Raw genomic sequence first — 13942 nt, forward strand, 5'->3', positions numbered from 1 at the left:
AATTTCACACTCCTCTACAAAAGCACAATTAAAACCTATGCTTCCGCTATTTGACTGCGGCAGCGATGTTGAATACTAAGAAGTAAATATGAACTTGTTTGTTCAATATTTTCTCAACTCCATTACTATCTATCAATGATTATATAATTATTCACTTATATTTATAAGTTAAGAAATTGTAAATGCATAGAAAAACCATAATTGTTCATCCACCTGTGAGGGTCTACTGTATCTCCCTATTTCAACCTATAGTTAACTTAAAGTAACTTAGTTTAAATGTTTTCACTCCTTCTCATGTCAGAAATGTTTATCTATAATTGAAAATGTTAGATGATCAAAGGCAAATACCCATTCGCAGCTGAAATTTCAATTATTGGCTCCAGCACTTCATGACGATGAGAGGGAGAGTTTATATGAACATTGATTTGAGAGGCCAAACAGCGCTTATTACTGGTGCTTCGGGACAGCTTGGCCGTGTCATGGCTCGAACGCTAGCCCTATGTGGAGCGGATATTGTCATTCACTACATTCAGAATGAGTCGAAGGCGGCCGAGTTACAGGCTGAGATCGAGGGTATAGGGCGCCGTGCTGTTATTGTTCAAGCTGATGTGACCAAAGCGGAAGAGGTTGCCGCGATGAAGGAACGCGCGCTGGGACTTACGGGGGCTGTAGATATAGTCGTTGCAAATGCCGTTGTTCAGTACAATTGGACATCGGTACTCGATCAGCCAATAGAAGACTACATCAGCCAGTTTGAATCGTGCGTTTTACAAAGTGTGCTGCTCGCAAAGGCATTCATACCGGACATGGTGAAACGCAAAAAGGGCAGGATTATCGGTATTAATACGGAATGCTCCATGCAAAACTTCCCTTCTCAATCCGCCTACGTAAGCGGCAAACGAGGGATGGACGGGGTGTATCGGGTACTGGCAAAAGAAGTCGGCGAACATCAGGTGACTGTTAACCAAGTGGCGCCAGGTTGGACGATCAGCGATAAGGATCGGGAAAATCTTACGGAACGCCAAGAGTCGTATGAGAGCAATGTACCGATGAAACGTCGCGGCACCGATCAGGAAATCGCCAATGTGGTAGCATTTCTGGCATCTGATTTGGCGAGTTTTATTACAGGAGCATTTATTCCCGTAAATGGCGGCAACGTGATGCCTACGATATGAAACTAAGGATATTTCGTGCTGTGGAATAACATAGAGATGAATGGGAGCGAGATAGCGATGAAAAAGAGAATAATCGTGACAGGCGGAAGTGGAAAAGCCGGTAAGTGGATTGTGAAAGAGTTGGTTGAGCAAGGGTATGAGGTATTGAATTTGGATTGGAAGCTGCCGGAACAACCCTTGTGCAAGACACAGATTGTCGATTTGAATGATTTGGGTCAGGTTCACAATGCCTTATCGCAATACAGTGTCAGGGATAGACAACCCGTGGAAGCGGTGATTCATTTCGCTGCGATACCGGAAGCGTTTATTTATCCGAATGACGTCACATTTCGGAATAATGTCATGAATACGTATAACATCTTGGAGGCTGCAGCAAATCTAGGAATCCGTAAAGTAGTGCTCGCATCTAGCGAATCATCCTATGGTATCGTGTTTGCAAACCAATTTTTCGCGCCGAATTTCCTTCCTGTTGATGAAAGCCATCCTCAGTTGTCGGAAGACAGCTACGGATTATCCAAGATGGTTAATGAAATGACAGGGGAAGCGTTCCATCGGAGGACGGGTATGCAAGTAATTTCCTTCCGTCTGGGAAATATTTTGGAACCGAAGGATTATCCGCGAGTTAGACTGACCTTCGCTAATCCGGAAGAGCGTCTTCGCATTCTTTGGAGCTATATTGATGTCAGGGATATGGCAGTAGCCTGTAGATTGGCTGTGGAGAAAGATGGGCTTGGCGCACAATCACTTATTTTGGCAGCAGACGACACTTCATCCGATCTTTCTAGTGAAGAGCTGATCCATAGATTTATGCCTGAGCTTGCTGAATACGTCCAACATTTGCCTGGACGAGCTAGCTTTCTATCAAATGAGAAGATTAAAGAAGTTCTAGGCTGGAAACAGCAGCATTACTTCATGGAACAATAAAATTCTCCGGTGCAAAAAGGAATAGGCTGCCGCCAAAGTCGAAACTAGACTGTGTGCGCAGCCTATTTCTTTTAAGTAGATAAGAAAGTATAAGTTTTATACTTTTGCTTCGCATCTACCTTGACAAACGCGCTCGTCCCTAAAGGACGACGGAGTCGTTTATCCTTGATTGGACGTACAAGTTTAAGAAAAATTTTATTTTTAACCCTATTTCTTTTTTAAGAGTCTTCCTTATCCTAAAGTGAATGAATGGTTAGGAGGAAACTAAGGATGAAGAAGTGGGTTTTAGTGATCGTTATCATCATAATGCTTGGCTATGGAGTTACTCAGCATAAATTGAAAGTCGTTAACGAGAAACCACTGGAAGAAGCCAATCAAGCTCAAAAGGTGACTTCTCAAATGAAAGAGCTTAAAGTAGCAAAAGATCAGATTTATAAAGGCGATTTGTTGTTGGTAAATAAGGAACATCCAGTCCCCCCGGGTGGCGAAGAGACCGATGCGGTTAATCTGTTGGAGCATAAGGAATTGCTGAATGGATTCATTGTGCTGGATAAAACGATTCAGTTGTCGCCGGACTTGGTGCAAAAATTTTCGAAAATGATTAGAGCCGCAGAAAATGATGGGGTTAGCCGATTTTTGATCAGCAGCGGTTATAGGGATAATAAAGAACAAAATAAGCTCTATCAACAAATGGGTGCTAAATATGCGTTGCCAGCAGGCTACAGCGAGCATAATTTAGGTTTATCGCTTGATATTGGATCTACACAAGCGGAAATGAGTCAAGCACCTGAAGGAAAGTGGCTGAAAAAAAACGCATGGCGTTTCGGGTTTATTTTGCGTTATCCAGGTAACAAAACTGCAATCACAGGTATCCAGTCTGAGCCTTGGCATTTTCGCTATGTTGGTCTACCGCACAGCGCAATCATGCAGGAAAAGAATTTTGTCCTTGAAGAATATTTGGATTACTTAAAAGAAAAGAAGACCATTTCGACTACTGTAGATCATCAAACCTACGAAATCTCTTACTATCCTGTCTCCAAAAACACAACTGTCCCTGTGCCCGCGAATGGTCGCTATCAGTTATCAGGCAACAACATAGATGGTGTCATTGTGACTGTGATTTCGTGATCAGGGCTCGCTCATTCTAAAATCCATCTCATCCTTTTAATCTGTACAGTCTTTGAGGACGGCCAATCGTACCATATTGGAGATGCTCCTCAACGATATATTCTTCGACCAGGTAGGTCATATAATTGCGAACGGTGGAACGGCTAACGCCAGTCTGTTGAGCTATTTGATCTACGTTTTGCAACTCTTTGCATCCTAGTAAATATTGACGAATACGTTCCAGGGTCCGCATGTCAATTCCTTTGTGAAAAGGATTCACAGTTGGATCAGGAGCCCGAAGTTTTTTCAGATTATTCAGCGACTCTTGGTTCCATTGATCAGAAGAAGAGAGTCGCGTTTTAAACTGTGCATATTTGATCAACGCATTCTGGAGGTGATCCAGATCAAACGGTTTAAACAAATAGTCGAATACGCCTAAACGAAAGCCTTCTTCGACGATTTCACGTTCCTTGGCAGCTGTAATGAGAATGATGTCGCAAGGCAGGTTGCGGCTGCGGATCGTTCGCACCAGATCAATTCCTGAATGATCGGGTAAATACACGTCAAGAAGAAGTAAATCCGGATTCAATTCTTGAATCAAGGAAAGAGCTTGTTCATAGTTATATGCAGTACCCACTAACTCATACCCATGTTGTGATGAAATGAATTTACCGTGCATGTTGGCGATCATAAAATCGTCATCAACGACGAGAACACGATTGGATTTATTCATTAGATGCTCCCCCTAGTTTAGGTAATGTGGTTTTCAATATTGTACCGGAAGGGCTGCTAACGACTGATAATTCGCCTCCGGCTTTAGAGACTAAACGAGTAAGTAAGGCAAGGCCGAATCCTCGTCCGCTTCCTTTGGTTGAAATGCCATCCTTAAAGATATCCTCCCCTAGCTTAGGATCAATTCCAGGTCCCGTATCTTGTACAGTAATGGTTAGATGCTCTATGTCATCTGCGAAGTACACAATAATTTCATTTGAAGTCGTGTTTGTATGGTTTACAGCTATAGCTTCTAATGAGTTTTCTATCGCATTTCCGAGAAGTGTAATGACAATATCTCGATAGGGACAAGGGTCCGGAAGCACTGAATTGGAGTCAACTCTCAGCTGAATACCTAATTCCTTAGCGCGGTGCATCTTGCCGATCAGCACTCCGATAACAGCAGGATCTTGAATCCTGGATAAGAAAAAGTTTAATAAATTTTGCTGCTCTACATTAATTTTCTCAATGATGTCATTGACCATGTCATATTCTTTCATTTTGATCAAGCCTGAAATCAGATGGAGTTGGTTCATAAACTCGTGCCTTTGGCTTCGCAAAGAATCAACGTATTGCCCAATATCAGCTAGACGTTGATCAATCTGATCGAGATGCAGCTTATCACGAAAAGTAGCCACAGCGCCAATAATTTTTCCTTTGGCAAGTACAGGAACTCGATTCGTGATGACGAGTGTATTGCCGATCAGCATAGGCTCATCTCTATGCACAGTTCCGCCTTCAAGTATTTCCGATAGACGAGATGAGGGCAGAACTGAACTTATATCTCGGCCATTCAAGTTTGTCTTTTCCATATCTAATATTTTCTTGGCTTCAAGGTTGCATGTTGTAATTTGGCCTTCGCTATTAATGGCGATGATTCCTTCTCGAATTGAATTCAAAATAGCAGCTTGTTCTTGCGTTATAAAAGCGATTTCATGAGGTTCCATATTAAAAATTTGCTTTTTGATATGCCCGGAAAGCAAGTAGGCGCCGATGAGGCCAAATAGCAGAGCGACAACGCCGGTGATGGCGATTTTCAATAATATGCTATAGATTTCTTTCCACGTATTCTGTACCAGAAAACCTACGGATACGAGTCCAATCTGATGATGATTTTCATCAAATATCGGCGTTTTTGCACGAATGGTAAGACCAAGACTACCTCCTGATGTCGATTGAATTTCTTCGCCGTGCAGCACTTTTTGGTCGATCGCAGCGTCTTCTCCGTCCAAGGGGGCTCCTATTTTCCCGGGATTTGGATGGCTATATCGGATTAAATCCTTGTTGGCGATAACGATAAATTCAGCCTTAGTTTTATTTCGCATATCCTCAGCAAAGGGCTGAATAATGGACGACGGATTTGACTCATGAAATGCTTGGATGACCTCGGGCAATCCTGCAATGGTTCGCGCTAGAAATAGGGCCTGATTTCCTGTTTCCTGAAACTTCCTGTTTATTGTTATATAAGAAAGCGCGGATAAAACTAATAAAAGAACAAACAAAATATTCATTAATACAAGTATGTTGATCTTGGATCTGATCGTCATTTTTGCTTTCTTTTTCATCGTTCTTACCTCAATTCTAGCCGTTGGTTTTATTGTGAAAACTGTTTTTATTGTAGTTATTGAACTTTTCGGAGAAATGTATACGCTTTCATTTCTGTTCGATATACTCAGTATTGTAAACGTTATCAAATAATATGCAAGTCAGGAGGGCATCCAGAATGAACAAGGAAATTGAAGCTGTTCGATATGAAGCGAAAGTGAACGAAATGCCAATGATTGAATTGCAAGGGGTTACAAAAGAATTTCTGAAACCGTCCGGTGAAGTCCACACGGTCCTTCAAGATATCAATCTAACCGTAAGAAAAGGAGAATTTGTTTCGATTGTCGGACCCACTGGATGCGGAAAATCAACAACATTAAGTCTCATAGCCGGCTTTGAATCACCGACCAAAGGTCGTATAAAGATTCAAAATGAAACACTGGAAGGTATTAATAAAATTGCAGCCTGTGTATTTCAAACAGAAAACGCCTTTCCTTGGAAAACGGTCATCGACAATGTGTCTCTAGGTTTACGACTAAGGGGAACGAATAAACAGGATGCCTATGAAGAAGCAAAAAGATGGATTGAAATTGTAGGGCTTAAAGGATTTGAAGGGCATTACCCCCATCAGCTTTCAGGTGGGATGAGGAAGCGGGTTGCTTTGGCCCAAACCTTGATCGTTCAACCTCAGATACTGCTAATGGACGAATCCTTCTCTGCGCTTGATGTTCATACGCGGCATCTCATGGAGAACGAGCTTCTCAAAATATGGGAGGAAACGTCCGCATCGGTCTTTTTCATCACGCATGACTTGGAAGAAGCAATTGCCCTTAGCGACCGAGTTGTAGTGCTTAGTGCTGGACCAGCTGCTACTGTGAAAGGTGACTATAAGATTGATCTACCGCGACCTCGGAACGTTGCCGAAGTTCGTTTTGATCCAGCTTTCATGAGATTGCATGAACAAATTTGGAATGATTTAAGAGATGAGGTGATGATCAGCTATGCACACACAATCAGTAATAAGTAAAAATACCAAGGAAGAAATTAGCTCGAGGAAACGTGAACTTCGCAAAAAAGCATTAAAGATCAGAACACGCAACCTCGCCTTACAAATTCTTGTAGCTATCGTTATTTTCGGTTTATGGGAATTTCTTGCCGATCAGCAAATCATTGATAAATTCTTTTTCTCTAGTCCTTCAGCCGTTTTCATGCATATCGTCGAATGGTTTACGGAAGGCACAAGTCAAGGTCCCTTGTATATTCATTTCATCGTGACATTTGAGGAGACGATTCTTTCTTTCATTATCGGTGTAAGTTTGGGCGTTCTAGGCGGATATGTGTTGGGAAGGAATGAACTGCTTTCTGCTGTTCTCGGTCCTTATATCCAAATGTTGAATGCGCTTCCGCGCGTTGTTTTAGCACCCATTTTTATTTTATGGCTTGGTCTAGGCATGCCCTCGAAAGTCGCATTAGGAGTTACACTCACCTTTTTCGTCGTATTCTTCAATGCTTTCCAAGGGGTTCGAGAAGTTGATAAAAATCTGGTGAATAATGCGCGACTGCTGGGCGCTAATAAGCGACAGCTTGCCAGGCATGTAATCATTCCATCGGCATTAACTTGGATTCTTTCCAGCTTACATTCGAGTTTCGGCTTTGCGCTTGTAGGTGCTGTCGTCGGTGAGTTTATCGGAGCTACCAAGGGATTAGGCTTTTTGATCTCTCAGGCACAGGGAGCTTTTGACACTGCAGGCGTATTTGCGGGAATGGTTCTCCTTTCGATTACGGCATTAGGCGCAAACTGGGCTGTTAGCAAATTGGAAAAAAGGTTTATTGCATGGCGTTACGTTCGCCAGTAATAATAAAACTATTTCGAAAAGGGGTAAGAAACATGGGAAAAAAACAAAAAATAATAGTAGGTATGTTCAGTATTGCTTTGCTAGCTATGCTCACCACAGGCTGCGGTTCATCACAACAAGCTGCTGCACCGAGCAAGGATGTCAAACCGGCAGAGACAGCTCAGGCTTCTAAGGCACCATTGCCTAAAGTAACCATAATGGTAGGTGGTTTAGAGAAAGTTATCTATTTGCCCTATAAATTGACAGAGAATCTCGGATATTTCAAGGATGAAGGTCTAACTGTGGAATTGATTAATGAAGCAGCGGGGCAATCTGCAGAAGAATCATTGATCGCAGGTGAAATCCAGGGCGTAGGCGGATTCTACGACCATACGATCGATATGCAGTCCAAAGGCAAGGCGCTTGAATCTGTCGTGCAAATGGCCGCGATCCCGGGAGAAAGGCTTATGGTATCCAATAAATTAAAAGATCAGATCAAGGGATTGCCTGACTTGAAAGGCCACACGATCGGAGTAACCGGTCTTGGCTCTTCGACCAATTTCCTAGCCAACTATTTGGTCACGAAGGGCGGCAATACAAGTAAGGATTACACACCGATACCAGTTGGAGCTGGGCAAACGTTGATTGCAGCGATGCAGCAAGGGAAAATTGATTTGGCTGTCACAACTGAACCTACCGTATCCTTATTGGTTTCCAAAAATATTGCGTCCGTCCTTGTCGATATGAACACAGTGGAAGGAACGAAGCAAGCTTTGGGTGGAAACTATCCATCAACGTCCCTATATATGATGAGCTCTTATGTTAAAGACCATCCGGAAGTTGTGCAGCATTTGGCGAATGCCTTTGTTAAGACGTTGAAATGGATCAACACTCATACGCCTGAGGAGATTACAGATAAGCTGCCGAAGGAATATTATGCAGGTGATAAAGATATGTATCTGACAGCGCTGAAAAGCACTTTGCCCATGTTCTCAGCGGACGGCAAAATGCCTGCCGACGCTCCACAAAAAGTACTGGAAGTATTGAGTGCGATTAATCCTAAATTAAAAGATGCAGGTATCAAATTAGATCAAACGTACACGACTCAATTTGTTGATAAAGCTCTGCAGGCAAAATAAAGCAACCCATAAGCCATAAGCCCCCTGCTTAAGTGCGGGGGGCTTATTCAGTATGATAGGAAGAAGAGAATGAAATTATCGCGCGCGATTTACCGATTCTCTTTCTTGAACACGCTTGGGTTAACGCCGTACCATTTACGGAATTGATTCGTGAAATGGTTGTAGTTTTGGAAGCCTACGTCATAGCAGACCTCAGAAGCGCTGCGATCCGTATGCTGCAGGAGGAGAACGGCCTGTTGAATCCTCATTTGATTCAAGGTATCGATAATGGAAAGGCCTGTGCTTTCCTTAAAAAGATGGGACAGACGTGATGGGGAGAGGCCAACTGCAACCGCTAGCTCGTCAATCCGAATAGGCTGGCGCATTTGCTTGGAGAGTAAATATTGCACCTCCTCGATGCGAGCATCGATTTTTCTGCTGGATTTCTGAGCAATGATCAATAAAAGTTCTCGGACGGAGGAACTGCAGAGCTCAAACCAGTACTCACCTCGTTCGCGTGAATCCTCCAGGATGCGAGTGAAGGCTCGATAAATGCGATCGCGCAGGGAGTCGCTTTCAATAGATAAGTGCAAAAGTTGTTGATTGGGAAGCAGATTCGTTTCGATGAAGCTATCGGGGAAATGAACCCAGACAAATTGCCAGGTAGTACCCTTGCTTGTCCCATAGTGCTGCGGAGTTCCAGGACGCAGCAAGTTGAAGTCACCGGCATGACATTTTCGGACATCGCCTTGCATGTTAAAATAACCTTCTCCATCTAGGGTGAAAGTAAGCAGCCAATCGGTTTTGCCCCGAGGACGCTTCGTTATATAGGTATCATTTTCCAGAAAGTGCCCAGCAAATAAGGAATATTCATCGAAGTCCAAGATCATTGTCTCCTCGCGTTAAACTTAGCGTGCGTTTACTGTTGTAGTTTTTTTTCTATATTTCATCGGTGTCATGCCTACAAGCTTTTTGAAAGTCTGGCAGAAATAAGGGAAATTGTTCATCCCGACCTCAATGCTGATCTGCTCAATCCCTTTGTTGCTAGTTGTTAATAACAGACAGGCTTGTCTGATTCGTCGCGCGAGAATATAATCCATCAGTGTAGCGCCGGTTTCTTGTTTGAAGATACGGGAAACATAGTATTTGGATATATGCAAATGATCGGCTAGTGTATCGAGTGAGATTTCTTCTGAATAATGGACTTCTATCCAATTCATGATTTTCTCTGAATAACGAAGCTGTCTTTGCGGATTTAATCCATGATCCATCGGATTTCCGAATCCTTTGGCATAGAGAAATTGAAAAGTCTGCAGCAGGAGTAAAGCGAAATTTTGCTGTTTGGCATCGAGCTGGTACTTGGAAAACCCAGCATTGTGATGCTGAAATAACTGGCTGATAAAGCTATTGTCATCAATTTGGTAAAGTACCTGCTCCTCGAGTTCATTTTTCCATAAATGCTGAAAATAAACATTCAAATGAGGGAATGAAGCGAAATGGTGTTCAAATATAGATGGCTCCAAGGAGATTATCGTTCGTTCAAAAGGGGCATCAGGATGCACTTCAACTTGAATGTGATGCAGTTGATAAGGCTGCAAGTAAAGGAAGGTTCCAGATTGAATCGGGTAGACTTTGCTATTAACAACAATCTGTCCAGTGCCTTGGTACACATATAAAAACTCCATACCCTGATGGCAATGGTAGAATCCTTTATAATTCTCACTCGTTATCCTGCGATAGCTGAAGCGATACGGAATTTCATGTAATTCTACATCTTCAAAGAATTTCATATCGTTATTCCTCCTGAAGAACTGTTAAGCATAGTGTAACACGGCCTTTTTAAACATAACAAGAAAACAACAATTCCATGCGAATCATAAGTAAAAAAAATATGCTATTTATATAATATGATAAATCGTGTATGATAAATGATATGTAAATAGCAGAACAAGTTTTGCTCAACATTTGATCAATACGCGCATTCGAATCAGAAGTTTTTTTCTATAAAAAGTGGAGGCAATGATGATGAATTTAGCTGGGAAGTCGGCCATTGTGACCGGAGGTAGCTCGGGAATTGGCGAAGCAATTGTACGTTTGTTTGCCGCTAATGGCGCAAAAGTGGTGATTGCAGATTGGAATGAGCAAGAGGCTGTTCGTTTGGCGGATGAATTGATGTCTTCTGGGCAACACGTAGTATCGGTGAAATCGGACGTTTCTAGAGCTGCGGATGTCCAATCGCTTATCCAAGAAACCGTACAACGATTTGGACAGCTGGATATACTCGTCAATAATGCAGCCGTTATTTTGCCAAAGTTCATAGAGGAAGTGGAGGAAGCGGAGTGGGATCGTCTCCTCAATATTAATTTGAAAAGTGTGTACCTAACGGTCAAGCATTCTCTCCCCTATTTGAAGAAGTCGCGCGGTACGATCGTCAACATGGCCTCTCTCAACGATCTGATTGGACAAAAGATGAATCCGGTCTATGCTGCAACGAAAGGCGGAATCGTCGCCATGACGAAGGCACTAGCATTGGATTATGCGTCTGATGGCATCAGAGTGAATTGTATATGTCCAGCCGGCGTCTCTACACCACTTCTGCAGCATTGGATTCAAGAACAGGATGATCCGGCTGCTACGGTTCAGATTTTGAATGATATGCATCCAATTGGCCGGCCGGCAACGTCGGAAGAAATTGCACAGGCTGCGTTGTTTCTTGCAAGCGCTCAATCCGGTTTCGTTACAGGTGTTGCTCTTCCCGTCGATGGCGGGGCTTCACTTGGCTACTAATAGATTTTACTTATAAAAATAGGGAGATGGATCAAATGAAAATTACCAAAGTGGAAAGTTTTGTTCTGCACGTGCCGATTACACCACCAATTACAGATGCTATCAATATTGCTACACACTGGGGATTAGCTGGAGTTCGCATCTTTACTGACGAGGGCTTTGTTGGATACGGTTACACAGGAACATGTGCGCATGGTGACGATATGATCGTCGATACCATCGATAAATATTATGCGCCGCTGCTAGTTGGCAAAGATCCGTTTATGGTAAGAGAGCTGTGGAATGATATGCGTTTTGGCAAAATGCATTGGATTGGCAGATCCGGCGTAACGCATATGGCGCTTGCAGCTGTAGATATTGCGATTTGGGACATTATGGCAAAAGCCTCGAATAAACCGCTGTGGCAGTACCTTGGAGGAGCTAAATCGCAACCGATTAAGGCTTATAATACGAATGGTGGCTGGCTCAACTGGACAAAAGACCGTTTGCTGAAGGATGTAACGGAGATAGTTGAATCAGGCTTTACAGGTGTTAAAATCAAAGTCGGCAAACCGGACCCGCGTGAGGATTATGATCGTTGCAAGGCGGTAAGGAAGGCGATCGGAGACGATGTGATCTTCATGATTGACGTCAATCAACAATGGAATATTAATACCGCTATGACTTGGGGCAAAAAGCTTGAAGAATTCGATTTGTTCTGGTTGGAGGAGCCGCTGAATCCGGATGACATTATGGGTCACAAGAAGCTCGCGGACGAATTAAACGTTCCGATTGCTTTAGGCGAGCATGTGTATAACAAGTACGCCTTCAGAGACTATATTCATCAAGGCGCCGTCGAATATTGCCAAGTTGACGTAACCCGTGTTGGCGGTATTACGGAATGGCTGCAAGTGGCAGGTTTAGCCGCTTCCTACGATGTTCCGATTTGTCCGCACGTAGGTGATATGGGACAGATTCACCAACACCTTGTCGCATCTACACAAAATGCAATCATGCTTGAGTACATTCCATGGATCCGTCATATTTTTGAAGAGCCGGCAACGGTGAAGGATGGGCATTATGTATTACCTCAAATGCCAGGTGCTTCGACGACGATTCTGCCTACATATATTGCTGAATACCGCATTAGATAAGATTTCCCGCGTGCTTTAAATGCCGTTGGCACTCAGCTGCGCGTTCATCTCAATGCGGCAAGCTCTTCTTAGCAAATAAAATAAACACCTCGCCATAAAGATGAGGTGTTTAAAACGAGGTAAAGAATGAGTTATGCCGCAGATGGCAATATCAATATACGGTCAAATTGATGGTTTCGCACTAGGTCGAAACCCATTTCAGAACCCATTTTTTCTTAACGCGTGGACAAGTGTTGTCCGCAACTTTCCGACAATTAATCAATCCATCAGTGCTTGCCTCACAATGGCATACGTCCAATCAAGCATTCTGTACCGAGCATATATTTATACCGTAAGTGAAAAATCACTTGAAGGGAATGAGTACACATGGGAGCAGTTGGTTATGGAGCAGGTTGTGGTGTAGGTTATGGAATGGGTAGCACCGTAGCAATTGTATTGGTTCTTTTTATTCTTTTGGTAATCGTCACAACAGCTTTTGTCATTTAAATTCTCTTTATCCAACACAAAAAATCTAGTAAACAAAAACGGCTCAATCGCGAACAGCGATCACGGGCCGTTTTTCTCGTTGTATAGGAAATTATGATAGATGCCGATCTGTGGAAGGCAATAATTGTTCATCCACCTGTGAACATATTCTCTTATAGCTGTTTCCCAAACTCAACACGTACCGGCATCACCAGATTTTAGCGGAACGTAGAAGCTTTATTTTTGCTCAAAACCGCGTAATTCACGTTTTCGCGGAACGAGGAGCAGCTATTTCCCGCTTTCGAGGTGTAAAAACCGGTAAAACGGCAAAATAGGGCCCGTTCCGCGTGCGGGTTCCGCATCGACATAATCACCGAAATAACGGCACCTCGTTCCCCGCGATCCTCAGATTTGCAGCCTAACTGTTCGAAATCACTCCACAGAGTTTCGCTTTCGTGCCGACCTATAATCCAGTGGATTTGACCACTTTTTTATTGTACTTATCAAATGATGTTAATCTAACTCCGTTGGAATAAATGCATTCGTTGCGTTCACGGGTTCACGATGCCCAGGCATGTGTCCATAATGGTGGCCATGAGCATGGTAATATCCATGCATATACCCTTGATGATACCCATCCTGATAGCCATGGTGGTACATTGGATGATGATGCATAGGGTGATGGCCCCCATGATGGTGTGTATGATCTCAGTTAACAATAACAACGTATGTGTGAATGAGCAATGAGGATGCTTGCCTAATCTAAATGGCCGGATAAATGGGCATAAGCCGAGGAAGAAGCCGTGCACCGCCTTACAGATCAAAGAGGACGGAAAAATATCGTGAGACTTATGTGCTTTCCCTCGACATTTACCTCCCAATGACATACGTCCAAGCAAGCACTATGTACCGTGCGTATATTTATAACGTAGTTAAAAATCAATGGAAGGGAATGAATTATATGAGCGGAGTAGGTTATGGTCTTAGCCACACAGTAGCAATTGTTTTGGTTCTTTTTATTCTTTTGGTAATTATCACAACAGCTTTTGTCATTTAAATTTCCTTCATCCAACACAAAAAAT

At 43.0% G+C, this 13942-nt stretch carries 15 protein-coding genes; 10 read left to right on the plus strand and 5 right to left on the minus strand.

Translation table 11 applies throughout. The features are described 5' to 3' along the window. The first annotated feature begins 413 nt into the window (after window positions 1–413). The 3 genes from G519_RS0104640 (at window position 414) to G519_RS0104650 (ending at window position 3227) form a co-directional block, all read left to right on the plus strand. Window positions 414–1175 (plus strand): SDR family NAD(P)-dependent oxidoreductase, encoded by a 762-nt coding sequence (locus G519_RS0104640; protein WP_029193692.1) that lies wholly within the window; start codon window positions 414–416, stop codon window positions 1173–1175. Between the two features lie 57 nt (window positions 1176–1232). After that, entirely contained in the window at window positions 1233–2099 is an 867-nt protein-coding gene (locus G519_RS0104645; RefSeq protein WP_029193693.1) for an NAD-dependent epimerase/dehydratase family protein, read from the plus strand. 270 nt (window positions 2100–2369) lie between these two features. Then, window positions 2370–3227 carry a D-Ala-D-Ala carboxypeptidase VanY gene (locus G519_RS0104650; RefSeq protein WP_029193694.1) on the plus strand — a complete coding sequence of 286 codons (858 nt, stop codon included), beginning with the start codon at window positions 2370–2372 and terminating at the stop codon, window positions 3225–3227. Between the two features lie 28 nt (window positions 3228–3255). On the opposite strand, the gene G519_RS0104655 is transcribed toward G519_RS0104650, so the two are convergent. Both G519_RS0104655 and G519_RS0104660 read right to left on the minus strand, forming a co-directional pair. Then, window positions 3256–3939, minus strand: a complete 684-nt coding sequence (locus tag G519_RS0104655) for a response regulator (RefSeq protein WP_029193695.1) — start codon at window positions 3937–3939, stop codon at window positions 3256–3258. Beyond that, window positions 3932–5542: an ATP-binding protein gene (locus G519_RS0104660; RefSeq protein WP_051253064.1), complete on the minus strand. Its 1611-nt coding sequence runs from the start codon at window positions 5540–5542 to the stop codon at window positions 3932–3934. The genes G519_RS0104655 and G519_RS0104660 overlap by 8 nt, the downstream gene beginning before the upstream one ends. Before the next feature lie 158 nt (window positions 5543–5700). Between G519_RS0104660 and G519_RS0104665 the strand changes: the two genes are divergently transcribed. Genes G519_RS0104665 through G519_RS0104675 form a run of 3 tightly spaced genes read left to right on the plus strand, consistent with a single transcriptional unit; the run spans window position 5701 to window position 8496 of the window. Beyond that, window positions 5701–6549: an ABC transporter ATP-binding protein gene (locus G519_RS0104665; protein ID WP_084160022.1), complete on the plus strand. Its 849-nt coding sequence runs from the start codon at window positions 5701–5703 to the stop codon at window positions 6547–6549. Continuing rightward, the gene (locus G519_RS0104670) at window positions 6524–7378 is read left to right on the plus strand and encodes an ABC transporter permease (protein ID WP_029193698.1); all 855 of its coding nucleotides are present in this window, start codon (window positions 6524–6526) and stop codon (window positions 7376–7378) included. Before G519_RS0104665 ends, G519_RS0104670 begins: the two co-directional genes overlap by 26 nt. Before the next feature lie 32 nt (window positions 7379–7410). Then, window positions 7411–8496, plus strand: a complete 1086-nt coding sequence (locus G519_RS0104675; RefSeq protein WP_029193699.1) for an ABC transporter substrate-binding protein — start codon at window positions 7411–7413, stop codon at window positions 8494–8496. Between the two features lie 89 nt (window positions 8497–8585). Here G519_RS0104675 and G519_RS0104680 read toward each other — a convergent pair whose 3' ends face one another. Then, window positions 8586–9359 (minus strand): helix-turn-helix domain-containing protein, encoded by a 774-nt coding sequence (locus G519_RS0104680; protein WP_244280009.1) that lies wholly within the window; start codon window positions 9357–9359, stop codon window positions 8586–8588. 24 nt (window positions 9360–9383) lie between these two features. After that, window positions 9384–10265 carry an AraC family transcriptional regulator gene (locus G519_RS0104685; RefSeq protein WP_029193701.1) on the minus strand — a complete coding sequence of 294 codons (882 nt, stop codon included), beginning with the start codon at window positions 10263–10265 and terminating at the stop codon, window positions 9384–9386. Between the two features lie 229 nt (window positions 10266–10494). Here G519_RS0104685 and G519_RS0104690 point away from each other — a divergent pair, with 229 nt between their 5' ends. The 4 genes from G519_RS0104690 (at window position 10495) to G519_RS53460 (ending at window position 12881) form a co-directional block, all read left to right on the plus strand. Further along, on the plus strand, window positions 10495–11262 hold the full coding sequence (locus G519_RS0104690; protein WP_244280010.1) for an SDR family NAD(P)-dependent oxidoreductase: 768 nt from the start codon (window positions 10495–10497) through the stop codon (window positions 11260–11262). Window positions 11263–11297: 35 nt separating this feature from the next. Then, entirely contained in the window at window positions 11298–12395 is a 1098-nt protein-coding gene (locus G519_RS0104695; protein WP_029193703.1) for a mandelate racemase/muconate lactonizing enzyme family protein, read from the plus strand. A gap of 142 nt (window positions 12396–12537) precedes the next feature. After that, a complete protein-coding gene (locus tag G519_RS0104700) occupies window positions 12538–12798 on the plus strand; it encodes a hypothetical protein (RefSeq protein WP_154669535.1) in 261 nt (86 codons plus the stop codon). 8 nt (window positions 12799–12806) lie between these two features. After that, entirely contained in the window at window positions 12807–12881 is a 75-nt protein-coding gene (locus G519_RS53460) for a YjcZ family sporulation protein (RefSeq protein ID WP_409371987.1), read from the plus strand. A gap of 492 nt (window positions 12882–13373) precedes the next feature. Here the strand turns inward: G519_RS53460 and G519_RS49925 are convergent, their stop codons facing one another. Then, window positions 13374–13535, minus strand: a complete 162-nt coding sequence (locus G519_RS49925; RefSeq protein WP_154669536.1) for a hypothetical protein — start codon at window positions 13533–13535, stop codon at window positions 13374–13376. Window positions 13536–13942: the final 407 nt, after the last annotated feature.

The sequence above is a fragment of the Paenibacillus alginolyticus DSM 5050 = NBRC 15375 genome (assembly GCF_000422905.1).
In the GTDB taxonomy this organism is placed as follows: Bacteria; Bacillota; Bacilli; order Paenibacillales; family NBRC-103111; genus Paenibacillus_E; species Paenibacillus_E alginolyticus.